This window comes from Bradyrhizobium sp. LB14.3, assembly GCF_040547985.1.
In the GTDB taxonomy this organism is placed as follows: Bacteria; Pseudomonadota; Alphaproteobacteria; order Rhizobiales; family Xanthobacteraceae; genus Bradyrhizobium.
The window spans coordinates 46,282-69,881 of sequence record NZ_JBEPQT010000014.1 but is presented as its reverse complement, the minus strand read 5'-3'; the positions used below and the strand labels follow the sequence as shown (position 1 = coordinate 69,881).

The following is a 23,600-nucleotide window of genomic DNA, read 5'->3' as shown; positions in this document are numbered from 1 at the left end:
AAAAGCGTGTATTTTATCACATCAATGCAACCGAGCGGTCGATAATCTGGCCGGTTCGTCCACGCCATGCACAGCTCGTCGTGCTAGCGCGACATCGAGTGTCGGCGCTGCGCTGTGGCGGTCTTGTTGACCGCGGCTGAGCCCGGGTCGATTACGACACCGTAAAGCTCAGCTGCAGCCTCGCGACTGACGTAGCCGTCGCGGACATCGTCGACCACCAGTTCGGGGTCGCGCTCGGTTGGCTTGCCATAGCCACCGCCGGCGGCGGGACGGATGTGGACGCGGTCGCCGCGCCGGACCACCTCGAATTCTCCCTTGCTGGGAACGGACTTGATGTTGCCGTCAGACCGCACCACCTGGGAGAAGAACTTGCCACCGGCAAGCCCGCCGAACAGGCCGTCGGGAGCGACCAAACCACGCTCCGCGATAACAGTAAGCGCAGCCTCGTCATACAGCACGCGATAGACGCGTTCCGAGGTCAGGCCGCCGCGGTTGCGGCCAGCGCCGCCGCTGTCGGGCACGAGATGCCAGCTTTCGACGCGCAAAGGCACCAGATGTTCGATCAGTTCGATCGACTGGATACCGGCATTGCCGACCAGCACGCGAATGGCGTTGACGCCGTCGAGCGCGGGCCGGGCGCCATAACCGCCGGCGTGCGGATCGATGTGCTGGACATATCTCCGGTGGAGCGACTTTACACGCCGTTCATCCGGATCTTCGCCGCTGAAGATGCCGGAGCAGGCGGCGTCATTGCTCTGCGCGACCACGCGGTTCGGAATGGCTGGCGCCAGGGTCTTGAGCAGCATGTCGATGATGCGCGGCGAGGTTTCGGTCACCCCGCTCACCACGGAGGCGGGGTAGGTACAGTTCAGCAAGGTGCCCTCAGGGCAGATGATTTCGACCGGCCGATAGCAACCCTGATTGATCGGAATCGTGTGGTCGGTGATTGCCTTCAGCGTGAACCAGGTGCTGTTGCAGGTCACCGACAACGGACAATTGACGCCGCCGCGAACCTGCTTGGCGGTGCCGGTGTAGTCGAACACCATGCGATCGCCGGCGACGGTGATCTTGACCTTTACGGGGATCAGATCCTTCGGCCAGCCGCTGGCCTGGACCGGCTCGATGAAGTCGCTGCCTTCGTAGACGCCGTCGGGAATGCGCTCGATCTGGGCCCGCATCAACCGCTCGGAGTAATCGAGCGAAGCTGCCATGGCGCTGTCGATTGCCGCACGGCCGAACTTCTTCGCCATGGCGATGATGCGTTCGCCGCCGACAAAGGTGCCAGCATATTGTGCGTTAATGTCCAGCGTCCGGTTGTCGGTGTCGCGCGTGTTGTGCACGATCAGGCGGAAAAGGTCTTCGACCGGCTGGTCGTCGCGATAAAGGATGACCGGCGGAATGCGGATGCCTTCCGCATGTATGTCCCAGGTCACGGCGGTGAAGCTGCCAGGCGCGGTGCCGCCGATATCCACCCAATGGCCGCGCGTCATCGTATAGGCAATGATCTCGCCCTCGAAGAATACCGGCCGGGTCAGTTGAACGTCAGGCTGGTGGTTGCCCCCACCCAGATAGACGTCGTTGGAAATGATGACGTCGCCGGGACGCAGATTCTTCACGCCGATGGCCTCGACCGACGCTTTGGTGGAGATCACGGCCGAGCCCATCATGGTCGGGATGTCGTTGCCCTGCGCCACGAGCTGCATCTTGGCATCGAAGATGGCGGCGGATGCGTCGCCACCGGAATGAATGATCGGGCTGCCGGCGGTCTGCATCATCGCGACCTTCATCTCGCGGGCGATCGCGTAGAGGCCACTGCGGATGATCTCGTATGCCACCTTGTCCATTATCGGGCTCCCACGCTCACCAGAATGGTCGATTGGTCGCCGACCGTCAGCCGCTCGCCGGCACGCAGCGAGATCCGCGTCGATATCTCCTCGACAACCAGCGGGCCATCGAGTTCGTCGCCCTTGCGCAGATCCTCGCGCCGGTAGCGCGGCATCTCGACCCAGTGGCCGTGGTCGTAGATACGGGCGCGGCCGACTTGTTTGAGAGCCTCGCCGTTGCGCATCCTAGTCTGGCCGACCGTAAAATCGCCGATCTTGCCGACGATGCGCAGGCGCAGATTGACGATTCGAACTGGGCGGTTGGCGACGTCGAAGTTCCAGCGGCGGCGATGCTCCGCGATGAAATTATTGGCCAGTTCGTCAATGGTCTTGCGCGCGATCGCACCTTCCGGGAAGGCCACCTGAAGCGTTTCGCCCTGGCCGAGATATTGGCAGTCGGATCGGCGTTCGATCCTGATGTCCTGCTCGCGGATGTTGGCGATGCGCAGCCGCTGCCGCCCTTCCTTCTCGAGGCCCGCGAAGATCGCCTCTATGTTGGCCGGGTCGGAGTCGTCAACCGTTGCGACCACAGAAGCCTGAAGATCCTGCACGGCGTCGGCTACAAGCATGCCGAAAGCGCTGAACAGACCAGGCATTGGCGGCAGCACGACGGTCGGTATCTCCAACTCGCGCGCGAGATCGACGGCGTGCACGGGGCCCGCGCCGCCATACGGAATGAAGATGAATTCACGCGGATCGTAGCCGCGCTCCACGGTGGCGAGCCGCATCGCTTGTGCCATCAGCGCATTTGCGACCTGGCGTACCGTCGTCGCGGCTTCCTCGATAGTCACCCCGAGCGGGGTGGCAAGGTGGGTCTCGATCGCCTCGCGCGCCCCCTTGACGTCGAGCGCGAAGTCGCCGCCAAGAAAGCTTTCGGGATCGACATAGCCGAGGATGAGGTTGCAGTCGGTCACGGTCGGCCGGGTGCCGCCACGACCGTAGCAGACCGGGCCGGGATCCGCACCGGCGCTCTCCGGGCCGATCCGCACGCCGCCGCCTTCGTCGATCCAAGCGATCGATCCGCCACCGGCGCCGATCGAGATAATATCGATGTTGGGCGCGCGCACCGTATAAGTATTGATCGTGGTGGAGTTGCGCAGTTCCGGCTGGCCGTCACGGATCAGCGAGACGTCGTAGCTGGTGCCGCCCATGTCGCCGGTGATCGCGTTGGGAATGCCGAGCCGCTCGCACAGGCGTGCGGCCGCGGTGACGCCGCCGGCAGGGCCGGACTCCAGCAGTGTGACGGGGAGGGCGCTAACAACGTCCGGCGCGGCGAGGCCGCCGTTTGACTGCATGAAGTAGATGTCCGACTTCAGGCCGATCGCGCGCGCGTTGTCGGTGAAGCGGCGGCCATATTGGCCGCAGCGCGGACCGAGCACGGCGTTCATGACCGTGGTGCAGGTCCGCTCATACTCCATAATCTCCGGATTGACCTCGATCGAACCGGAGACGAACGTATCGTTGACGCGGTCGCGGATGAGCTTCAGGGCTCCGCGCTCGTTCTCGCCGTTGGCCGGCGAATTGATCAGGCAGACCGCGATCGCCTCCACCCCGTCGGCCTTGAGCTCGGCGATCCGGTCCGCGACTTCGGCGGCATCGATCCCTTGCTCGATCGTGCCGTCATGTGCGACGCGCTCCGTAATCTCCAGGCGATGCCGACGAAGCACGAGTTGGCGCGGCGCTTCGAAAAAGAGATCGTAGAGGTCGGCGCGGTCATGCCGCCAGCCGCGACGCAGTTCGAGAATGTCGCGGAAGCCCTTCGTCGTGATCAGGCCGGTGAGGGCGCCCTTACCTTCGATCACCATATTGGTGGCGATCGTCGTGCCGTGCCCGATAAAGTCGATTGCGTCCGGCTCGGAGTTGCTGCGCGACAGGATGGCGCGAAGGCCGTTCAGTGCGCCCTGCGTCGGATCCTTCGGTGTGGTGGGCACTTTCGCCGACCAGACCTCACCGGACCCCGAGTCCACCAGCACGACGTCGGTGAACGTCCCGCCTACATCGATTCCGACGCGCCGCATGCGCCCTCCCACATTCAATTTCAGCAGCGCGCCCCGAAAGCGCACTCGTTACGCTTGTTGATGAAACGTTTCACCTGTAATTCGGGCGCGGCTTAGCTGTCAATGCCGGGACGGCGGGACAGTCCTGCGTTTCGGGCAGGGCAATCGCGGCGCAACTGCATCATCGGATGACAGGATCAAACCGTCATTTTGCCGAGCAAAATGACGTATCTGATAGCGAATTCCTTTGGTGAAACGGGCCAAAGCCGTCGAATTTTGGGCGCGCCAAGCGACAGGAGAGGACGAGGCGAGAGGTTCGGCGATTTCCGAAGAAAAAACCAAAGATCATTTGATGAAACGTTATCTTGACGGGCCGAAAGCTGCTGATAGTGTTCCGCCCCGAATTGAGGCAAGGCATGAACCATTCAAGGCCATTGGACGGCGTCGTTATCGTTGAGCTCGGGCACAGCGTGGCTGGTCCCTATGCGGGATTGATTCTTGCCGATCTCGGCGCCCGGGTGATCAAGGTCGAAAATCCCAAGCACGGCGACTACGCGAGGGATTGGGGCCCGCCGTTCTGGGGTGATACGTCGTCCTCGTTTGCTTCGCTCAATCGCGGCAAGGAAAGCATCACGGTCGATTTTGCCGATCCGGCGGAAGCTGCGGCGCTGCGCCGGTTGATTATCGAGCAGGCCGACGGCGTTATCCAGAATCTCAGGCCCGGAATCCTGGACGTATACGGCCTCTCCGCCGAGAGTTTCCGCGAAGAAAAGCGTTCGCTGATCTGGTGCGACATTGGGGCATTCGGGGCGGGCGGTCCGATGGCGAAGAAGCCCGGCTACGATCCTCTGGTGCAGGCCTCAAGCGGCATCATGAGCGTGACCGGTGAGGGCGACCGGCCGCCGGTGCGTGTCGGCATTTCGCTGGTCGACATGGGTTCGGGCATGTGGGCCGCGATGGGTTTCCTGGCCAGCTTCATTTCACGGATGAAAGAAGGCAAGGGCGCGCGGGTCTCGACCTCGCTGTTCGAGACGGGTCTCGCCTGGATGACGATCCCGCTGGCGGGGTTCGAGGCGGCGGGCGATGTGCGCAAGCCCTATGGCTCGGGCGTGGCTGAGATCGTGCCGTACCAGTGCTTCCAGACCAAGACCGGCTGGCTGATGATCGCAGCCGGCAACGACAATTTGTTCCGTAAGTTCTGCGAGGTGCTGGATCTGCGCGAGCTCGTGAGTGATCCGGCTTTCGCAACCAATTCGGCGCGCGTGGTGAACCGGGAGCGCCTGATTCCGATGGTCGAGAAGGCGGTCGCGCAGTTCGACGCTGAGGATCTCGGGCGTAGGCTCGACGCGCTCGGGGTTCCCAATGCACCACTGCTCGGGGTCGAGGACGTCGCGAAACATCCGCAACTGAAGGCGCTCGACATCACCGCGCAGTGCGATGACGGTCTGTCGCTGGTCTCAATCCCGATTGCTCTCGACGGCAAGAGGCCTCGAACCACGCGCCGCGCGCCCAAGCTCGGCGAGCATAATGCCAACGTGAAGGGGCGCGCATGATCGACGTTCTCTCGGCCGCCTATCCGACCCTGGAGCTGGAGCGGATCGACGCCGCCATCCTCGTCGTCCGCATGAATCGCCCGGCTGCGGCAAACGCCATGAACACGCAGATGGGCCTCGACCTGATGGCGGTGTTCGAGGAGCTGCAGATTCGCCAGCACGGCTTGCGCTGCGTGGTGCTCACCGGCGCGGGCGAGCGCGCGTTCTGCGCTGGGGGAGATCTGGTCGAGCGGCGGACCATGAGCGACGAGCAATGGCAGTCCCAGCATGCGATCTTTGAACGGATGGTGCGTGCCGTGGTCAATTGCCCAATTCCGATCGTCGCCGCGGTCAATGGCGCCGCGATCGGCGGCGGTTGCGAGATCGCGGCCGCTTGCGACTTTATCTACGCATCGAACAATGCGCGGTTTGCTCTCACCGAGGTGACGCTCGGCATCATGCCGGGAGCGGGCGGCACGCAGAACCTGACGCGCGCGGTCGGCACACGACGTGCGAGCGAGATCATCCTCACGGGCGCGCCGTTCTCGGCCGAGGAGGCGCAGCGCTATGGCCTCGTCAACGAGGTCGTCGAACTCGCCGACCTGATGGAAGCGACGCTCGCGGCGGTCCGCCGCATCGCCGGCAACGCGCCGATGTCGATCCGGCAGGCCAAGCAGTCGATCCGCCGCGGCGTCGACATGTCGATCTCCGACGGCCTCGCCTTCGAGATCGAGGCCTATAACCGCATGGTGCCGACCAGCGATCGTCGCGAGGGCGTCAATGCCTTCAACGAGAAGCGCAAGCCCGACTTCAAGGGCAAATAGGAGGCGGCATGGCGGAGCACGTCCAGATTCGCGAAGTCGGCCCGCGCGACGGGCTGCAGCTCGTCAAGACGATGCTGACGGCCGAGCAGAAGCTCGAATGGTGCCGCCGGGCGGGCGAGGCCGGTATCGAGGAGGTCGAGGTGACCTCCTTCGTGCCGCCGTCCGTGATGCCGCAATTTGCCGACGCCGGCGAGGTGGCGCGCGGCGCGGTGGGGCTGGGCGGCTTCACCGCCGCGGCGTTGGTGCCGAATCTGAAGGGCGCGCAGCGCGCGATCGAAGCGGGTCTGCGCAAGGTCAATTATGTGCTGTCGGCGAGCGAGGCGCACAACCAGGCCAATGTACGGCGCTCGACGCAGGAATCGCTCGAAAACTTCAAGGATATTATCGATTTTCGCAATGACCTGGCCAAGAACTCGTCCGTCCGCGTGCAGATCGCCGGCGGCATCGCCACGTCATTCGGCTGCACCATCTCGGGCAAGGTCGACGAATCCCGGGTGCTGGAGATCGCAGACAAATATCTAGAGATGGGGGCGGATGAGCTGATCATCGCCGACACCGTCGGCTATGCCAATCCGGCCCAGATCCGGCGACTGATGTCGGCGGTGCTCAAGGTCGCCGGCTCGGTGCCGGTTGCGTGCCATTTTCACGATACGTTCGGGCTCGGACTTGCGAACGCCACGGCTGCGCTTGAGGCCGGCGTGCGCGCCTTCGACAGTGCGATCGGCGGCCTCGGCGGCTGCCCTTTCGCGCCGGGGGCAAGCGGCAATATCAACACCGAGGATACGGTCTACCTGGTCGAGAGCTTGGGCTTTTCGACGGGCATCGATATCGCCGCGCTGCTCGAACTGCGGCGCGTGATCGAGGCCTGGCTGCCGGGCGAGCGGTTTACCGGCGGCGTGGCCCGTGCCGGCCTGCCCAAAACGTTCCAGCCGGTGCCGGCGCACGACCAGCGCCGGCCACGACGAGCCGCGACATAAAAGGTTTTTGCGCGATTTACTGATCAAAAAAAACAGGGAGGATGACATGTTGAAGTGGAAGATCGGAGTGACTGCGTTGGCGCTCGTTGCGCTGTCGACCCTGCAGGCCGGCGCCGAGCCGGGCGTATCGAAGGATACGATCAAGATTGGCATGTTCGCGCCGATGACCGGTACGTCGGCGATCTTCGGGCGCTATACGATCGGTGCCCGCGCCTATTACAACATGATCAACGCGCAGGGCGGTGTGAACGGGCGCAAGATCGAGGTGGTTCTTGAGGATGACGCCTGCAATCCCGCAACTGCCGTTGCGGCCACCAAGCGTCTGGTGTCGCAGGAGGGCGTGTTCGCTATTCATGCCGGCGTGTGCACGGCCGCGGTCATGGCCGTGAAGAAGGAACTGCAGCGCGAGAACGTGCCGTTCATGAATCTCGGCGCGGCCGGCGCGTCGCTGGTCGACCCAATCGCGCCAAACCTGTTCTCGCCGCTGCCGAACACCTCGGTCGTCGCACAGACGCTCGTGAATTTCGCAATGTCGCGCCCCGACACCAAGCGTCTCGCGATCATCAGCCACCCCGACGATTGGGGCAAGTCGCAGTTCGACCCGGCTGTTCAACTCCTCAAGGAGAAGTACAAGATCGAGTTCGTCGAGAACGTGACGATGGAGCGCGGCGCAACCGACATCACGCCGCAAATTCTGAAGCTGCGCGCGGCCAAGCCGGATGTCGTGGTGTCGTTTCTCTATCCGACTGAGACTGCGATCTTCGTTCGGTCCGCCCATAAATACGGGCTCGATGCGCCGCTGCTCGGGTGCTTCGGTGCGCCTTATGAGGACACCGTACGCCGTGTCGACGATCCCGAGGCCACCAAGAATCTCTACATCTTCCATGCGCTTGGGGGTGCGGCCGATGGACCAGAAATGGCCAAATGGGTCGACATGATCAAGAAATACGGGACGCCCGACGGTACCATCGGCGACTACGACCTCGGTGGCATCGGCGGCGCCCAGGCCGTGGTGGAAGCGCTCAAGAAGGCAGGCCCCGAGCCGACACGCGAGAAATTCATCGAGGCGCTGAACTCAATCAAGAATTTCGATACGGGCGTTCTGTCGGCGCCGATCACCTTCTCGGCCGACGACCACGCCGGCGTCAAGTCCGGCTCGATGATGACTACGATCGACGGCAAGTTCGCTTCCGTCACGTCCTGGCCGAGCGCGAAGAAGTAGCCGATGCTTGGCCAGCTCGTTCTGAGCGGTATCTCCCAGGGCGCCATTTATGCGCTGGTTGCCCTGGGAATGACCGTTCTCTACCGCACCACCGCCGTGCTGAACTTCGGTTACGGTGATACCTTCATGCTGGGGGCGTTCGTCTTCTATGTGTTCCTGAAAATCGCCCAGGTCCCGTTCGCTATCGCCGCGCTGATGACCATCCTGGTCATGATCGGGGTTGGGCTCGCGATCGACCGGGTGTTGATCCGTCCCATCGCGGCGCGGCCGCATCTTTTGATCGCCATGATGACGATCGCGATTTCCTATCTGTTCCGCGGTGCGACCCGCATGATCTGGGGGCGTGACGTCCAGCCGATGCCGGCGCTGTTCGATTTTCCGCCGATCTTCATCGGTGACATGGTGCTGACCAGCCAGAATATCGTCATTATGATTGCGGCCGCGTTGCTCGTGATCGCGTTTTTCGCATTCTTCAACTACAGCTCGCTCGGCAAGCTGATGCAGGCCGCCTCGCATTCGCCGCGCGGTGCCGCGCTGATCGGGGTGAACGTGCCGCTGTTCAGCGCCTGCATGTGGGCGCTGTCGGTGGCGATTGCTGCGATCGCAGGTATTTTGGTTGCGCCGGTCACCTTGCTATACCCAGACATGGGAGCCGCGACCCTGCTCAAGGCCTTTGCGGCGATGACGCTGGGTGGCTTCGGTAATCTCGGCGGCGCTGTGCTCGGCGGCGTGTTGCTCGGGATCAGCGAGCAGCTGTGCGGCGGCTATATCTCGACTTCGTTCATGGACATCTTTCCCTATCTGGTAATCCTCGCGATCCTGCTGGTGTATCCGGCCGGCATTCTGGGACGGGCGGAGATCACGCGTGTCTGACCTCATGAAAGGCCGCCTTGGCCTCGTCGTGGCCGTGGCAGTGCTGGCGGCGCTGTTCGCGGCACCCAGGCTGGTCAACGGTTATGTCGTCTATATCCTGGCGCTGATGTGCATCAACGCGTTGATGGCGAGCGGATTCAACTTCGTGATCGGCTTCCTCGGCCAGCTCGTGTTCGCCAATACCGCGTTCTTCGGCATCGGCGCCTATGCCTGCGGCATTGTCATGGTTCACACCGGAGCGCCGTTCGTCGTCGCGTTTATTGTCGCCTGCCTTGTGGGTGCTGTCGCCGGCCTGATCGTCGGTCTGCCGGCGCTCCGTTTGACGGGATTCCAGCTCGCGATCGTTACGCTCGCCTTCAATGAGCTGATGCGCTGGATCTATCTGCATAGTGGCTCGATCGGTGGCGGCGCGAGCGGTCTGGAATTGCCGGATGCGTATTTCTTTGGCGTCGAGCTGTTCTCGGATCGTGCGAAGTACATCTTCATTCTAGCGGTGACCGCGGTGGCGATATGGATGGTGCGCAATATTGCCCGGTCCACAGCCGGGCGGGCCATCCTCTCGGTCGGTGCCAGTGAGCTGGCCGCGGCGTCACTGACCATTCCGCCGGTGCGCTACAAGATCACGGCGTTCGGCTTGAGCGGATTTTTCACCGCGATGTCAGGCGCGCTGTTCGCTCTCCTCCTCGGCCGGATAGCGCCGGAAAGCTTCAGCCTGAACCAGTTGCTGTTGGGATTTGCGATGGTGATGGTGGGTGGCATGGGCACGGTGGCGGGCCCGGTGCTGGGCGCAATCTTGCTCACGGTCGCGCCGGAGTTCCTGCGCAACATCGCGGGGGCAGAGGAGATCATGTACAGCTTCCTCCTGATCGGTCTCTTGCTGTTCATGCCGAGTGGTCTGTTTGGTGGATTGTGCGCGCTTGTGCCGGGCCTGCGCGAACGTCATCTGGGAGCCGCGCGATGACCCCGCGGCTCAAGCTCGAGAATGTTGGCGTGCAGTTCGCAGGCCTGCGTGCCGTGTCCGACGTCAGCTTCGAGGTCGCGCCGGGAGAAATTTGCGCCGTGATCGGCCCCAACGGGGCCGGCAAGTCGACGCTCTTCAACGCGATCGGCGGCTATGTGCGGTCAACCGGCCACGTTTGGCTCGACGATGCCCAGCTGAGCGGGAAGCCGATCCACGAGATCGCCGCATTCGGCGTGCGGCGTACATTTCAGAATGGTGGACTGTTTCCAGATCTCACCGTGATCGAGAACGTCGCGGTTGGCCTGCATCAGAGCCACAATATCTCGCTTCTGTCGGGAGCGTTTTCGTTGCCTTCGGCGCGGCGGATGGAGGCCGATGCGGTTCGGAAGGCGCGTGAGTTGCTCGATCTCATGGGTATCCTGAGCATCGAGCGGGTACTGGTGCGCGATCTGTCGTCGGGCCAGCGCCGCATCATCGAGATCGCGCGCGCCCTCGCTGTGCCCGCGAAGCTGCTGATGCTCGACGAGCCTGCTGTCGGTCTGACGACGCTCGAGATCGAGCACCTCGACCAGATCCTCAAGCGGCTGGCGCGCGAAGGCATTTCGGTTCTGTTGGTCGAACATGTGCTCGATCTCGTGATGTCGGTGTCCGACAAGGTCGTGGTTCTGAGCTCGGGCGAGCGACTGGCGGTGGGGACACCGGCAGAGGTGCGGCAGGACCAAGCGGTACTTGAGGCCTATTTGGGATACAGCGAACTGTGTTGACTGTAGAGAACGTTTCGGCTGGTTATGGCAGCAACGAGGTCCTGCGCGGAGTCTCGCTGCGCGTTGATGACGGCGAGACTGTCGCCCTTCTCGGCGCCAATGGCAGCGGGAAGACGACCCTGATCAATGCGATCTCGGGCTTCCTCCCGGCGCGCGGACAGATCAAGCTGGACGAGGCGAACCTTGCCGGTCGCGCGCCGCATGCGACCTTCGCGCGCGGGGTCGTCCAGGTTTCGCAATCGCGCGATCTGTTCGGTCGATTGACGGTGCACGAGAACCTCCAGCTCGGCGGCATGCGCAAGCGCGAGGGCATCGACGCCGATGCGGTTAGAAAGCGCTATGCTTGGATCCTCGAGTTGTTTCCGCGTCTGGCTGAACGTCGAAATCAGCACGTTGCCACGCTCTCCGGCGGCGAGCAGCAGATGGTCGCAATCGGCCGTGCGCTGATGAGCTTTCCGCGCATCCTGTTGCTCGACGAGCCCTCGGGCGGACTTGCGCCGCAATTCGTCCAGGAGATTGGTCGAATCCTGCAGGCGTTGAAGCAGGAACGGTCGACGGTCCTGCTAGTGGAGCAGAACATCGGCTTGGCGGCGCTGACCTGCAACCGCTTCTATATTCTTCGCGCCGGTCGGATTGTGCACGAGGATGAGGGCAGCAAGCTCAAGGCCAACGCCGCCAATCTCGGTCGCCGCTATTACCTCTGACACAGCTTGCGGCGCGCATTCGATATCAAAGAGGACGACCAATGAAGACGCAAAAACTCGGGGCCATCGAGATCAGCAAGATCGTTGAGCTTCCGGGGCTCGCGATGCCGGCCACCTCGCTGATGCCGAATGTCACGCCGGAGCTGCTGGCGGAGGGGCGCAGCTGGCTCGGCCCGCAATTCATCGATCGCGATGCTGAGGTCGTGTTCCTCAGCTTCCACAGCTATCTGGTGAAGACGCCGCGCCACAACATCCTGGTCGATACTTGCTGTGGAAACCACAAGTCTCGGGAGTCGATGCCGGCCTGGCACATGTTGAACACGCCGTTTCTCGGCGATCTGGCCGCTCTGTCGATGCGCCCAGAGGATATCGACGTGGTGCTGTGCACGCATCTTCATGCCGACCATGTCGGCTGGAACACGAAGCTGCTCGATGGTCGTTGGGTGCCGACGTTTCCGAACGCCCGCTACATCATGGGCCAGCACGAATACGATCATTGGCATCGGCTGCATGCGGCGAATCCGCCGGTACCGATCACTCGCGGCTCGTTTGCCGACAGCGTGCTGCCGGTCGTGGAGAGTGGGCAGGCCGTAATGGTGCCGTCCGATTTCCGCATCGAGGCCGAGCTCGGCGAGGGGGTGTGGCTTGAGTCTTCGCCCGGGCACTCGCCGGGTCATGTTAGCGTTCACGTCATGGGCGGCGGCCATCATTGCCTGCTCACGGGTGATGCGATCCATCACCCGCTGCAGATGACCCATCCGGATCTGTCGATAGCCGCGGATTTCGATCGGGCACAGGCAGTCGACACCCGTCGCGACATCTTGCGGCGCTACGCGGAGACCCCGACGTTGGTGCTAACGGCTCATTTCCCCGACCCGACGGCCTGCCACATTGTCAAACATCGGGACGCATTCCGTATGGAGTTCGCAAATCTCTGACTAGGATGGTAAGGCATGAGTTCAGTCGATCACGAGAACAGGGCGATGTCCGGCGCAGAGATCACGGTCGCTCTGGGCGAGGACTATCCTGAACTGCGCCACGCGGTCAGACACATTTGTGGCAAGTTTCCGGGTGAGTATTGGCGGACTCTTGACAGCCGTAGCGGCTATCCCACGGAATTCGTCGCCGCCCTGACCGAGGCAAAATTTCTCGGCGCGCTAATTCCCCGAGTCTTATGGAGGTTCCGGTCTGCCGCTGCGGGCGGCGGCGGTGATCCTGGAGGAAATTAACGCTAGCGGATGCACAGCGAGCGCAGCACATGCGCAGATGTACATCATGGGAACGCTGCTGCGGCACGGCAGCGTCGAGCAGAAAGAGCGCTATCTGCCAGATATCGCATCTGGAAAGCTGCGGCTACAGGCCTTCGGTGTCACCGAACCGACCAGCGGCTCGGATACGACGCAACTCTGCACGCGAGCGGAGCGGAACGGCGATCATTACATCGTCAACGGTCAGAAGGTTTGGACCTCTCGAGCGCTCCATTCCGATCTTATGTTGTTACTGGCGCGCACCACGCCGCGTGATCAGGTCAAGAGCCGTACTGACGGAATATCGGTGTTCCTCGTCGACTTGCGCCAGGCAAAGGGCAATGGGCTCGACATCCGGCCTATCAAAGCGTTCATCAACCACAATACAACGGAAGTCTTCATCGAGAATCTGAAGGTACCTGCCGCCAACCTGATCGGCGAGGAAGGGAGGGGCTTTGGCTACATACTCGACGGCATGAATGCGGAACGCATCTTGGTGGCCTCGGAATGCATCGGCGACGGGCGCTGGCTGCTTAAGAAGGCCGTCGCCTACGCCAACGAGCGCGTGGTGTTCGGTCGCCAGATCGGACAAAACCAGGGCGTGCAATTTCCGCTGGCGCGCGCCTTCGCGGAGCTGGAAGCCGCCGACATGATGGCACGGCGCGCCGCATCGCTGTTCCAGGCGGGGCAGCCATGTGGAGCGGACGCCAATATGGCCAAGCTGTTGGCCTCGGAGGCAACCTGGAAGGCTGCTGAAGCAGCCCTTCAAACCCATGGAGGTTTTGGCTTCGCCCGGGAGTACGACATCGAGCGCAAATGGCGCGAGTCGCGTCTCTACCAGATCGCTCCTATTTCGACGAACATGGTGCTTGCGTTCATCGCCCAGAAAGTTCTCGGTCTGCCTCGGTCATACTGAATTTTAAGCAGATCGTGCGGAGGGGCGAGGCATGCGCCGGTGCGGACATGCGAAGAAGTTTAGTAATGCTTGCGCAGAAATTTTCCTGTGGTGCGCTCCGGAGTGGCCGCGCGCGAGTCCTTGGCCAGCTTCGATTCAGAATCGAAAGGCTCTTTGAGGGCGAGCTGGCCAGTAGCTCTGGGCAAAACGCCCTTTACCGTGATCTCTGCCGATACCTCTTTGATCGTTTTGCGCCGTTCCATGGCGGTTCTGCGGATCAGCCCAAAGGCAGCCGGCTCGGCGAGGGCGTGAGAGTGCATGACTTGAAGAACTGCGGCCAGCACGACCTGTCTTAGGCGCAGGCGGTGTTCCAGTTTGGAGACTTGCTGCTTCAATTCCGAGGTGCGCTCGTTTCGGCGGCCCCAGAGCATAGCGACCGCCGGACAAACTGCGCTGCTTCGCGATGAAAAGCGTCATCCCAAAAACAGCATCCAATCTGTTGTCGACCGGACGAAGGGGGCCGACTGCCTAAGTAGGGCGGCAAGGTTTTGGTTGTCAGCAGGAGCGGCAGTGGCGAGCTACCACAACAACGAGCGGTTACGTCGACAGACCTTGACTAACACTCTCTGCGCCACTTAGGTGCCTCGAGCGGGAGGTGAACATCCTTTTGCAAGCGAAAATGGCTCTGAGCGTTGTTTGCTCACGCGCATCTCTCCCGAGCCAACCCCGCGCACGCGTACAGGTCGAGCCGAATTGACTGGCCGTCGGAATGTGCGGCCCGGCGGCATGAGAAGACATCTCCTGCGTAAACGCGGCGAAAACGCTTCAATTTGTGGAAATGAACCCTCAGCCTGTTGATCCATGAGAGCACGCAAGATCGATTTAAATCTTCTGGTGATGCTCGAGACGCTCGTCGCCGAACGGAGCGCATCGAAGGCCGCCCAGAGGATGGGGCTTACACAGTCTGCGGTCAGTCACTCGCTGCGACGGCTCCGCGATATCTTCAACGAACCGCTTTTTGTTCGTTTACCCAGTGGAATGGAGCCGACCCGGAGAGCGCTGGAGATCGCCAGCGCGACACGTCTTGCACTCGAGCAAATCGAGCAAACTATTCACGATTCGGCGGTCTTCGAACCCGCCACCGCGCAGCGCTCTTTCACGCTTCGGCTTTCCGAATATGTGTCGAGCGCGTTGTTGCGACGGCTGTGCCCGGTACTCAGGATTGTAGCCCCAGGTGTTCGCATTGATGCAATGCACTTCACGGGTGATCCGCGCGAAGACGAAATCATCGGTGACGAGATTCACGTGCGCCTTGCCGACTCCGGGAGTGTGGTCGGCCGTCGGGAGAGGCTGCGCGTCGTCGATGAGAAATTCGGGGTATTGATGCGAAACACGCACGCGGCGCGCCCTGACTGGCGATGCGATGTCCGGCCGCGAAGCTGCCGATTGGGGTACGCGACGCGGTCGTTCCCGCTCGCCGAGCTCGACGAGAAGACGCTCGATTTCGCCGAGCGCGCCGCCAAGGTGCCGGTCGAGCTGCAGCAGCTCAACAAGCGCAGTGTTCACCGCGCGATGGAGATCATGGGCGCCCGCGCTGCCATTCGAGCCGGCACCGAGATCCAGGCGCTGGCCTTCACCACTGAGGCGAGCAGGGCCTACATGGGCAGTTTTCGCCGCGACGGCAGCAGCGTGAAAGATCTCCTCGACCAGCGCGATACGACCTTCGGCGATTATCGAACGAAGAAGGAGTAGAGCGAGGGCTGTCACCAGGCGGCAGTTCGTAGGATGGGTAGAGCGGAGCGAAACCCGTTATCGCTCCTCCACAAGAGGACAAAGGATTCGCTGCTCTGTACCAATCCCTACAAGCTCCACGTGTGGTCGTAGAAGGCCGAGGCGGCACTTCCGCTGTCTTGTGGCAAGGCGCTGCACGACACGATTGAGCGCGCCATCTTATCTCATTCGATGGTCGCAGCGTCGAATTAATTAGCTGCTTGACTAACAACATCGACCGTCCTCATATCGAAAAAAATCAGGCGCGACGCGCCATTGGGACGGAAATGCTCGATTTCACGCAGCAATTGATTAGCGGCGTAGCGTTGGGGTGCGTCTATGGGCTGATCGCCCTTGGGTTCGTCCTGATCTACAAGGCGACCGAAGTGGTGAATTTTGCGCAGGGCGAAATCATGATGCTCGGTGCCTTCATGTCGGTCACCTTCATCACGACGCTTGGGCTGAATTACTGGTTGTCGTTCCTGCTGTGCGTGATCGCGATGGCGATCCTCGGCGCGATCATGGAACGGCTCGTGCTTCGTCCCATCCTCGGTTATCCGCAATTCTCGATCGTGATGGCGACGATCGGTCTTGGGCTCGTGATCCGGGCGCTGGTCGGCATCATCTGGGGCACGGACGATCTGCGGATCGAGACCCCCTTCACCGACGGCGTCTTGACGATCGGCAAGCTCGTCATCGCCTGGGACGCGCTTTCCATCATCGTTGCGACGGTGCTGCTCTGCACCGCGCTCTACGCCTTCTTCCGCTACACCCGGGTCGGCATCGCGATGCAGGCGACGTCGCAGAACATGCTCGCGGCGTATTACATGGGCATCCCGGTCAAGCGGATGTTCTCGCTGATCTGGAGCCTCTCCGCCATGGTCGCGTGCGCCGCCGGGATCTTGCTGGCACCGATCACGCTGGTCCACGCCAATCTCGGCCTTCTCGGCATCAAGGCATTTCCGGCGGCCGTGCTCGGCGGCTTCGGCTCGATTCCCGGGGCGGTCGCCGGCGGCATCACCATCGGCATCGTCGAATCGCTGTCCGGCTTCTACCTGCCTGAGGGATTCAAGGACGTCGCGGCCTATGTCGTCCTGCTAGCGGTGCTGCTGTGGAAGCCGCAGGGCCTGTTCGGCCTCAACGCCGTCAAGAAGGTGTAAGGCATGGCGCACCATGTCCGCACCGGTTACGGCGACAGCGATCCGCTGTTCCCGTCGAAGGCCGCAGTGTTCTGGTACGCTGTTCTGCTCGCAGGGCTGATTGCCGCGCCCTACGTGATCGAGTCTTATTATCTCAGCCAACTCGTGTTCATCATGATCTACGCCATAGTCGGCGTGGCGCTGAATATCCTGTCCGGGCAGGCTGGGCAGGTCTCGATCGGTCACGCCGCCTTTCTCGCCATCGGCGCCTATTTCACCGCGGTGGCGCAGAAGCACGGGGTTCCGCTGGTGCTCTATCTCCCGCTCGCCGGTGTCTTCACAGGGATCGCGGGCTACCTCGTCGGGCTGCCGGCGCTTCGCCTGCACGGGATCTATCTCGCCATTGCCACACTCGCCTTTGCCTTCATCGTCGAGGAGATCATCGCGCGATGGGAGAGCGTCACCCATGGCAACGAAGGATTGATGCTGCCGCCGCCGATCGTGTTCGGGCTGAAGCTTGGCACGGAAGGCTTCTATTACCTCTGTCTGCTCGTCACCGTGCTGGTGATCCTCGCCGCCATCAACATCATTCGGTCCTCGACCGGACGCTCCTTCATGGCGATCCGAGATTCCGAGACCGCCGCGCGCAGCATGGGTATCGACACCGCGCGCTACAAGACCACGGCGTTCGCGCTGTCGGCCGGCATCACGGGAATCGCGGGTGCGCTCTATGCGCACAAGATGTCGTTCATCTCGCCGGAGATGTTCAGCCTGGCTGTCTCGATCGATTTCGTCATGATCATCATCATCGGCGGGCTGGTAAGCCTCCGGGGCGCGGTGTTCGGCGCGATCTTCATGATCATGGCCGATCCGTTGCTGATCATCCTCAAGGACAAGGTGCCGGTGTGGACCGACGCCATGATGCACGGTCTGTTCCTGTCCGAGACTGTGACCCAGGCCGTTCAGGCCGGCGTCCTTCGCGTCGTAAACGCTCCCGGCCTGAAGTCGCTGATCTTCGGCATCATCATCATTGTCTTCATCATCTACGAGCCGATGGGCCTCGACGGTCGCTGGCAGCGCGTGAAGGCCTATTTCAAGCAGTTTCCGCTGACGCGCCAACGCAGCGCGCGCCCACCCCGCATGTTCCTGAAGTCCGAGCGCCGATGACCTTCTTCGACGTCAAGAACCTGACTGTGAAGTTCGGCGGTCTCACGGCCGTGGACAACGTCTCGTTCGAGATCAACGAGGGCGAGGTCTTCACTATCATCGGGCCGAACGGAGCGGGCAAGACCACGCTGTTCAACCTCATCAGCCGGCTCTACACGCCGAGCGCGGGCCAGATCATCTTCCGCGACGAGGACGTCACGCGACTTTCGGCGCAGCAGATCGCCGGGCGCGGCATCGCCCGCACGTTCCAGAACATCGAGCTGTTCGAGAGCGCCTCCACCTTGCAAAACCTTCTGGTCGGCCGACACCGGCACTCGACCACGCGGGCCTGGCAGGACATTCTCCGCACGAAGAAGGTTCGCGCGGAGGAAGTCGCGCACCGTCGCGCGGCCGAGGAGGTCATGGACGTGTTGCGGCTGCAAAGATACCGCGACATCACGATCGGCGCGCTTCCCTATGGCGTCCGCAAGGTGATCGAGGTTGCCCGCGCGCTGTGTGTCGGTCCGACGCTGCTGCTGCTCGACGAGCCCTCGTCCGGCCTCAACGTCGAGGAAACCAATGCCATGGCGGAGTGGATCCTGGAGATCAACCGTCGTCTCCGCGTCACCGTGCTGATGGTCGAACATGACATGTCGCTGGTCAGCCGCGTCTCCAACCGCGTGCTCGCGCTGAACTACGGGAAGATGATGGCGCTCGGCACGGCGGCGGAGGTCCAGGGCCACCCGGATGTCATTGCAGCCTATCTCGGGACATGACGATGGACGCGCAGCCAATCCTTCGTCTCGCGAATGTCGAGAGCACCTACGGGCCGATTACCGCGATCCGCGGCATCAGCCTCGACCTGATGCAGGGGCAGATCGTCACCGTGCTCGGTGCCAACGGCGCCGGCAAGACCAGCATTCTCAAGACCATCTCCGGCGTGCTCGATCCCATAAAGGGAACGGTCGAGTTCGAGGGGCGCAAGATCCGCTCGATGGAGCCGGACAAGGTCGTCCGGCTCGGCATCAGCCACGTGCCGGAGGGACGCGAGGTGTTTCCATTCCTCTCCGTCCGCGACAATCTGCGGATGGGCGCCTACATCCGCAAGGACAGCAAGACCATCGCCAGTGATCTGGAGAAGGTGTTCGACTATTTCCCGGTGCTGCGCGAACGGCAAAACCAGATCGCGGGCCAGCTCTCCGGCGGTCAGCAGCAGATGCTGGCAATCAGCCGGGCCCTGATGAGTCGCCCGAAAGTGCTGCTGCTGGACGAGCCGTCGCTCGGGCTCTCGCCGTTGCTGGTGAAGGAGATCTTCACGATCATCCGCCGGCTCAATGCGGAGGAGGGAGTCTCGATCCTGCTAGTCGAGCAGAACGCCAAAATGGCACTGGAGACGGCGCATTACGGCTACGTGCTCGAGGTCGGCCGCGTGGTGATGCACGACACTTGCGCCAATCTGCTCCAGTCCGACCAGGTCCGCGAATTCTATCTGGGTATGCACAGTGAAGGTGGTCATGGCGGGCGCTGAAAACGAGGCACTCTCGGCACGTCTTGCCGCGGCCCTCGCGGCGCACGGCGCGGCGACCGTCATGCGCTCGAAGCGTTACGGGCTCTGGCAGCCGCTCAGCGGCACGGAGACCGCGACGCGTATCGCCGCGATCGCGCGCGGCCTGCGCGCCGTTGGTATGCGGGACAGCGACGTCGCGGCCATCTGCGGCGACACCTGCGCGGATTGGGTGCTCGCCGATCTCGGCATCATGGCCGCTGGCGGCATTTCGGCGGGTCTCGACGCCGACGCCAATGGTGAAGAGTTGGCGCGGGTCGTCAATCTGTTTGAGGTCACCATTCTGTTCGTCGCCGGCGACGCGCATCTGCACCGAGCGCTCGGCATCCGGGATCGTTGCCCGGGATTGCGGCTGATCGTCGTCATGCACGAGCAATGGGACGACGGCGCGCGCGTCGGCCACGTGATGACTCTGGCGGAGCTGCAGGCCCGCGGCGCGAGCGCCGAGCTGCTTGCTGGGCCTGCCGCGGCCTCGATCGCGGCTATCGTGATGACCTCGGGCGTTACGGCGTCGGCACGCGGTGCCTTGCTCACGCAGGCGGCGCTCGGCCGGCAGGCTGCGCGTGCCGCCAGTGAGCTGCGGTTGAGCGCAAGCGACGAGCGCCTGTCGTTGACGCCGCTGCATCATGTGATGGAACGCGTGGTCGGCGTTTACGCCTCGCTGCTCGCGGGCTGTATCATCAATTTCCCCGAGAGCCGCGAGACCGTGCTCGCCGATCTCAGGGAATTGCAGCCGACCGTCGTGCAGGCGGCCCCACGCCTGTGGGCGAAGCTGAAATCCGGTGTCGAACTCGCTGCGGCGGAGGCGACGAAGTTTCAGCGCCGCATGGTCGCGCTGGCCGTGAAGCCCGGAAGCGACGGGCCGAGCCCCATTCTCGATGCCTTGGTCCTGACGCCGTTCCGCACTCGCCTCGGTCTGTCGCGGGCACGACTGTGCCTCACGACCGGGGCGCCGGCGCGCGCCGATGTTGGGGCTTGGTTCGCGGCGATCCGGCGGCCGCTTACCGATGCCTATGGCCAGGCCGAGTCCGGCGGGGCCGTGACGTTGGCTCCGCATCGTGGCACGCCCAGAACGCTCGATGGCGTGACGCTGGAGACGCTGGTATCAGGCGAAATCCGGCTAAGGTCCGATACGCTGTTTGTTGGTTACGCGGGCGAGACTGAGAACGCGGTTCGCGACGGCTGGTGGCATAGCGGCGATGTCGTCCATGCCGGCCAGCCGCATCCCGCGGGACGTGTCGCGGATCAGCTCGACAGCGGTGCCGCATCGCTCAGAAGCGAAGCCGATCTCGTGACATCGCCCTACGTCGCCGATGCCTTCCTGCATCGCGATGACAAGGGAAGGGTGATCGCTGCGGTGTTGATGGACGCTGATTCCGTCATCAAGTTCGCGCAAGACAGCAGCATTCCATTCACGCACTTCCTCAGCCTTTGCCGTTCCGACGACATCCGCGCACTGATCGGCCGCGTGATCGCGCAGACCAATGCGCGGGCGCCCGTAAAAATCGACGATTTCACCTTGATCGAGCGTTCGCTCGGTCCTGGCGACCCCGAGATGAGCGCCATGCTCGTGCTGCGTAGACGATTGCTGCGTCCTAGAGAACATTCCGTAACAGCAAGCGCCATTTCACAGAGTGCATAACCGAAAGCCCTGGAGGTATACCATGACTTCACGTTTCCTTTTGTCAGCCGCGATCGTCGCGCTCACGGGTTTGCCGGCGCAGCCCGCGCTCGCACAGTTCAAGACGCAGGGCGTTACCGACACGGAGATCGTGATCGGCACGCATATGGACCTCTCCGGGCCGATCAAGTCATGGGGCGTTCCTGCTTCCTCGGGCATGAAGCTCGCAGTCGAGCAGATCAACGCCGCCGGCGGCATCAACGGCCGCAAGATCAAGCTCATTCTAGAGGACGACAGCTACGATCCGAAGAAGGCCGTGCTGCAGACGCAGAAGCTCATCGAGCTCGACAAGGCGTTCTCGATCGTGTCCGCGATGGGCTCGGCCACGACGCTGGCGCCAATGCCGCTGGTGCAGGGCGCCGGCCTGACGCATCTGTTCCCGATCACGGCCGCCGAATTCACCTTCAAGATGGATCCGGCCAAGCCCGAGGACAGGCTGAAGTTCAACATGTTTAGCCCCTACTACGACACGATGCGCCTAGGCATCAAATACGTGATGGAGAAGAACGGCATCAAGAAGCCCTGCATCGTCTATCAGGACGACGAGATGGGGAAGAATTTTACCGATGCCTATTCCGATCAGCTGAAGGATTTGAAGGTGCCCGAGGCCACCCGGGTGTCGTTCAAGCGCGGTGCAACCGACTTCAACTCGCAGGTTGCGCGCATGAAGGCGGACGGCTGCGATCTCGTTGCGCTCGGCTCCGTGGTCCGCGAGTCCGTCGGCATTGTCACCGCCGCCAAGAAGCTCGGCTGGACGCCGCTTTACGTGGTGTCGTCACCGAGCTACGTGCCTGACCTGCACGATCTCGGCAAGGACGCCACCGAAGGCATTTTCGGCGTCGGCCAGACCGAGATTTTCTATCCAGATACGGCGACGGGCAAGGTGAAGGAATTCATCGAAGCCTATCGCAAGATGTTCGGCATCGATCCCAATCTGCAATCAACCTCGGGCTATGACGGCGCCATGGCGTTCGCGTTCTATGCCGGCCTCGCCGGCAAGAACCTGACGACGGATTCTCTCATCGCTGCGATGGAATCCGGCAAGGTCTTCGAAGACATCTTCGGTGGCGCGCCGGTGTCCTTCTCCAAGGACAATCATCTCGGCGTGTCCGCCGCGACCATTGGCCAGATCAAGAACGGCCGCTGGGTGACGATCGCAAAGAACCAGTCGTACAAGAGCGAGAAGTAGACGGTTGAGAATGACGGCGATGCCTAAGCTGCAGGCATCGCCGTCGAGCTTAGTGCTCGTAGGATGGGTAGAGCACTTGCGAGCCATCATACTTCCGGCGAGGGGAAGCCGATGGAGGCCGAAACCGCCAAAGCCCAGACCGTCCCGCCGAGTAGGTGCGCTGCCAGGCCTATCACTCCTAGTCGCCGGGCCACTTCATACCCTGTCATCTTCGCAGTAAGCGGCCGAACTGAAACGCTGCGTATTGCCGCCTGGGATCGAGTGATCATGCCGCCCAGAGCCGACGAGGTTGAAGGTAGGCCCCGGCGTCGCGGCCGGGGCCTCCGGATCGTACCGCACGATCGAGGGCCGCGGGCCTAACTCGGGCCGACCGGTGCAGGACTGGCGGATCGTCATTCAGCGGGGCTGGTTGCTCAGGCTTGGGCTGCACGGGCCCACATCAGCGCCAGCGGCCCCGGCGAAATGCCGGCCGCAAGCACGATCCAGCAGCCACCTGCCGTGTTGGGGCCGGCCGGCAACCTAGTGGCCGAGCAGGCCGTGGGGTGCTGCGCGCCAAGCCAAAATCGCTGGAACAACACCATGAAGCGGAAGACCTGAGCTGGTCGAGGCCGTCTCGCAACTATTGTGCCCGCCGATCAAGCCGAGCTTCATTTCAGCCTTCGTCCACAGCCGCGCGGAACAGGTGGACAAGCCGGAGCCTCTGCATTTCGGAATCCCTGACCCGTGCTAACCGCCAGGAACGAGCCGGCGATCCGAAGGATTCGTCCCGGCAGGAGCAAGCTCGATGCTGATGACGAAGGAAAGACGGCCTGCGATTAGAACGGTGCGCGGATGGGCGCTCAGCGTGTTGCAGAAGGCGGGCGCCATCCACGAATGCGAGGAGCATGGCTGGGCAAAGGACCGGGCCGACCCTCACGCCCGCGAGCGTGCGCTCGATACCGCAAGGAACGATCCCCCTCCCGGGGTCCCGCCCGATGATGCCGTCGCAGAAGTCCGTAACGTCCTCGAGTCGATGGGCGACACCTGTCCGGAGTGTCCGCCGACTCCCGACTAGCGTTGCCGGCCATTCCTCAAGCTCGATCCGATCGTGGCCCCGCCGGTGCCCGGTGGGCTCGCGGGAGCGGCTACGCCGTCGGAGGCGCCCGCCGCCGGGTCGCGTCGACGGGCATCGGCGGCAGCAACAAAATTCCAATAATACGGACCTCAAGGATTCGTTTTTACAGGAAGAAAAC

At 62.6% G+C, this 23,600-nt stretch carries 20 protein-coding genes and 1 pseudogene; 18 read left to right on the top strand and 3 right to left on the bottom strand.

Annotation, left to right across the window (positions count from 1 at the left end; genetic code table 11):
* Window positions 1-83 precede the first annotated feature (83 nt).
* The gene (locus tag ABIB00_RS23815) at window positions 84-1,844 is read right to left on the bottom strand and encodes a hydantoinase B/oxoprolinase family protein (RefSeq protein ID WP_354106054.1); all 1,761 of its coding nucleotides are present in this window, start codon (window positions 1,842-1,844) and stop codon (window positions 84-86) included.
* Window positions 1,844-3,901, bottom strand: a complete 2,058-nt coding sequence (locus tag ABIB00_RS23810) for a hydantoinase/oxoprolinase family protein (protein ID WP_354106053.1) — start codon at window positions 3,899-3,901, stop codon at window positions 1,844-1,846. The genes ABIB00_RS23815 and ABIB00_RS23810 overlap by 1 nt, the downstream gene beginning before the upstream one ends.
* Window positions 3,902-4,296: 395 nt before the next feature.
* Here ABIB00_RS23810 and ABIB00_RS23805 point away from each other — a divergent pair, with 395 nt between their 5' ends.
* From ABIB00_RS23805 to ABIB00_RS23760, 10 genes and pseudogenes are all read left to right on the top strand, one after another.
* A complete protein-coding gene (locus tag ABIB00_RS23805) occupies window positions 4,297-5,433 on the top strand; it encodes a CaiB/BaiF CoA transferase family protein (RefSeq protein ID WP_354106052.1) in 1,137 nt (378 codons plus the stop codon).
* Window positions 5,430-6,236, top strand: a complete 807-nt coding sequence (locus ABIB00_RS23800; protein WP_354106051.1) for an enoyl-CoA hydratase/isomerase family protein — start codon at window positions 5,430-5,432, stop codon at window positions 6,234-6,236. The genes ABIB00_RS23805 and ABIB00_RS23800 overlap by 4 nt, the downstream gene beginning before the upstream one ends.
* Before the next feature lie 8 nt (window positions 6,237-6,244).
* Complete coding sequence (locus tag ABIB00_RS23795) at window positions 6,245-7,213, top strand: hydroxymethylglutaryl-CoA lyase (protein ID WP_354106050.1); 969 nt, start codon at window positions 6,245-6,247, stop codon at window positions 7,211-7,213.
* 46 nt (window positions 7,214-7,259) lie between these two features.
* The gene (locus ABIB00_RS23790; RefSeq protein ID WP_354106049.1) at window positions 7,260-8,435 is read left to right on the top strand and encodes an ABC transporter substrate-binding protein; all 1,176 of its coding nucleotides are present in this window, start codon (window positions 7,260-7,262) and stop codon (window positions 8,433-8,435) included.
* A 3-nt stretch (window positions 8,436-8,438) separates the two neighbouring features.
* On the top strand, window positions 8,439-9,308 hold the full coding sequence (locus tag ABIB00_RS23785; RefSeq protein ID WP_354106048.1) for a branched-chain amino acid ABC transporter permease: 870 nt from the start codon (window positions 8,439-8,441) through the stop codon (window positions 9,306-9,308).
* Window positions 9,301-10,269: a branched-chain amino acid ABC transporter permease gene (locus ABIB00_RS23780; RefSeq protein ID WP_354106047.1), complete on the top strand. Its 969-nt coding sequence runs from the start codon at window positions 9,301-9,303 to the stop codon at window positions 10,267-10,269. Before ABIB00_RS23785 ends, ABIB00_RS23780 begins: the two co-directional genes overlap by 8 nt.
* Window positions 10,266-11,033, top strand: coding sequence for an ABC transporter ATP-binding protein (locus ABIB00_RS23775; protein ID WP_354106046.1), 768 nt, complete (start codon window positions 10,266-10,268; stop codon window positions 11,031-11,033). The genes ABIB00_RS23780 and ABIB00_RS23775 overlap by 4 nt, the downstream gene beginning before the upstream one ends.
* Window positions 11,027-11,737 (top strand): ABC transporter ATP-binding protein, encoded by a 711-nt coding sequence (locus ABIB00_RS23770; RefSeq protein ID WP_354106045.1) that lies wholly within the window; start codon window positions 11,027-11,029, stop codon window positions 11,735-11,737. The genes ABIB00_RS23775 and ABIB00_RS23770 overlap by 7 nt, the downstream gene beginning before the upstream one ends.
* A gap of 41 nt (window positions 11,738-11,778) precedes the next feature.
* Window positions 11,779-12,675 carry an MBL fold metallo-hydrolase gene (locus ABIB00_RS23765; RefSeq protein ID WP_354106044.1) on the top strand — a complete coding sequence of 299 codons (897 nt, stop codon included), beginning with the start codon at window positions 11,779-11,781 and terminating at the stop codon, window positions 12,673-12,675.
* Window positions 12,676-12,720: 45 nt separating this feature from the next.
* A pseudogene (locus ABIB00_RS23760) lies at window positions 12,721-13,900 on the top strand (acyl-CoA dehydrogenase family protein).
* Window positions 13,901-13,959: 59 nt separating this feature from the next.
* Here the strand turns inward: ABIB00_RS23760 and ABIB00_RS23755 are convergent.
* Window positions 13,960-14,310: an ANTAR domain-containing protein gene (locus ABIB00_RS23755; RefSeq protein WP_354106043.1), complete on the bottom strand. Its 351-nt coding sequence runs from the start codon at window positions 14,308-14,310 to the stop codon at window positions 13,960-13,962.
* A 430-nt stretch (window positions 14,311-14,740) separates the two neighbouring features.
* On the opposite strand from ABIB00_RS23755, the gene ABIB00_RS23750 reads away from it, so the two are divergent.
* From ABIB00_RS23750 to ABIB00_RS23715, 8 genes are all read left to right on the top strand, one after another.
* Window positions 14,741-15,631: a LysR family transcriptional regulator gene (locus ABIB00_RS23750; RefSeq protein WP_354106042.1), complete on the top strand. Its 891-nt coding sequence runs from the start codon at window positions 14,741-14,743 to the stop codon at window positions 15,629-15,631.
* Between the two features lie 305 nt (window positions 15,632-15,936).
* Window positions 15,937-16,809 carry a branched-chain amino acid ABC transporter permease gene (locus ABIB00_RS23745; RefSeq protein ID WP_354106041.1) on the top strand — a complete coding sequence of 291 codons (873 nt, stop codon included), beginning with the start codon at window positions 15,937-15,939 and terminating at the stop codon, window positions 16,807-16,809.
* A gap of 3 nt (window positions 16,810-16,812) precedes the next feature.
* A complete protein-coding gene (locus ABIB00_RS23740; RefSeq protein WP_354106040.1) occupies window positions 16,813-17,955 on the top strand; it encodes a branched-chain amino acid ABC transporter permease in 1,143 nt (380 codons plus the stop codon).
* Window positions 17,952-18,710, top strand: coding sequence for an ABC transporter ATP-binding protein (locus ABIB00_RS23735; RefSeq protein ID WP_354106039.1), 759 nt, complete (start codon window positions 17,952-17,954; stop codon window positions 18,708-18,710). The genes ABIB00_RS23740 and ABIB00_RS23735 overlap by 4 nt, the downstream gene beginning before the upstream one ends.
* 2 nt (window positions 18,711-18,712) lie before the next feature.
* Entirely contained in the window at window positions 18,713-19,462 is a 750-nt protein-coding gene (locus ABIB00_RS23730; protein WP_247407117.1) for an ABC transporter ATP-binding protein, read from the top strand.
* Window positions 19,449-21,140, top strand: a complete 1,692-nt coding sequence (locus ABIB00_RS23725; protein ID WP_354106038.1) for an AMP-binding protein — start codon at window positions 19,449-19,451, stop codon at window positions 21,138-21,140. The genes ABIB00_RS23730 and ABIB00_RS23725 overlap by 14 nt, the downstream gene beginning before the upstream one ends.
* A gap of 22 nt (window positions 21,141-21,162) precedes the next feature.
* Complete coding sequence (locus tag ABIB00_RS23720) at window positions 21,163-22,368, top strand: ABC transporter substrate-binding protein (protein WP_247478678.1); 1,206 nt, start codon at window positions 21,163-21,165, stop codon at window positions 22,366-22,368.
* Between the two features lie 784 nt (window positions 22,369-23,152).
* Window positions 23,153-23,422, top strand: a complete 270-nt coding sequence (locus ABIB00_RS23715; protein ID WP_354106037.1) for a hypothetical protein — start codon at window positions 23,153-23,155, stop codon at window positions 23,420-23,422.
* Window positions 23,423-23,600: the final 178 nt, after the last annotated feature.

What these genes read in the sequence shown, in the direction of transcription:
- ABIB00_RS23775 (WP_354106046.1), top strand. Translation starts at nt 10,266, where the DNA reads ATGACCCCGCGGCTCAAGCTCGAGAATGTTGGCGTGCAGTTCGCAGGC.
- ABIB00_RS23810 (WP_354106053.1), bottom strand. Translation starts at nt 3,901, where the DNA reads ATGCGGCGCGTCGGAATCGATGTAGGCGGGACGTTCACCGACGTCGTG.
- ABIB00_RS23750 (WP_354106042.1), top strand. Translation starts at nt 14,741, where the DNA reads ATGAGAGCACGCAAGATCGATTTAAATCTTCTGGTGATGCTCGAGACG.
- ABIB00_RS23805 (WP_354106052.1), top strand. Translation starts at nt 4,297, where the DNA reads ATGAACCATTCAAGGCCATTGGACGGCGTCGTTATCGTTGAGCTCGGG.
- ABIB00_RS23765 (WP_354106044.1), top strand. Translation starts at nt 11,779, where the DNA reads ATGAAGACGCAAAAACTCGGGGCCATCGAGATCAGCAAGATCGTTGAG.
- ABIB00_RS23725 (WP_354106038.1), top strand. Translation starts at nt 19,449, where the DNA reads ATGGCGGGCGCTGAAAACGAGGCACTCTCGGCACGTCTTGCCGCGGCC.
- ABIB00_RS23755 (WP_354106043.1), bottom strand. Translation starts at nt 14,310, where the DNA reads ATGCTCTGGGGCCGCCGAAACGAGCGCACCTCGGAATTGAAGCAGCAA.
- ABIB00_RS23740 (WP_354106040.1), top strand. Translation starts at nt 16,813, where the DNA reads ATGGCGCACCATGTCCGCACCGGTTACGGCGACAGCGATCCGCTGTTC.
- ABIB00_RS23815 (WP_354106054.1), bottom strand. Translation starts at nt 1,844, where the DNA reads ATGGACAAGGTGGCATACGAGATCATCCGCAGTGGCCTCTACGCGATC.
- ABIB00_RS23790 (WP_354106049.1), top strand. Translation starts at nt 7,260, where the DNA reads ATGTTGAAGTGGAAGATCGGAGTGACTGCGTTGGCGCTCGTTGCGCTG.
- ABIB00_RS23735 (WP_354106039.1), top strand. Translation starts at nt 17,952, where the DNA reads ATGACCTTCTTCGACGTCAAGAACCTGACTGTGAAGTTCGGCGGTCTC.
- ABIB00_RS23795 (WP_354106050.1), top strand. Translation starts at nt 6,245, where the DNA reads ATGGCGGAGCACGTCCAGATTCGCGAAGTCGGCCCGCGCGACGGGCTG.
- ABIB00_RS23720 (WP_247478678.1), top strand. Translation starts at nt 21,163, where the DNA reads ATGACTTCACGTTTCCTTTTGTCAGCCGCGATCGTCGCGCTCACGGGT.
- ABIB00_RS23785 (WP_354106048.1), top strand. Translation starts at nt 8,439, where the DNA reads ATGCTTGGCCAGCTCGTTCTGAGCGGTATCTCCCAGGGCGCCATTTAT.
- ABIB00_RS23715 (WP_354106037.1), top strand. Translation starts at nt 23,153, where the DNA reads ATGCTGATGACGAAGGAAAGACGGCCTGCGATTAGAACGGTGCGCGGA.
- ABIB00_RS23800 (WP_354106051.1), top strand. Translation starts at nt 5,430, where the DNA reads ATGATCGACGTTCTCTCGGCCGCCTATCCGACCCTGGAGCTGGAGCGG.
- ABIB00_RS23730 (WP_247407117.1), top strand. Translation starts at nt 18,713, where the DNA reads ATGGACGCGCAGCCAATCCTTCGTCTCGCGAATGTCGAGAGCACCTAC.
- ABIB00_RS23745 (WP_354106041.1), top strand. Translation starts at nt 15,937, where the DNA reads ATGCTCGATTTCACGCAGCAATTGATTAGCGGCGTAGCGTTGGGGTGC.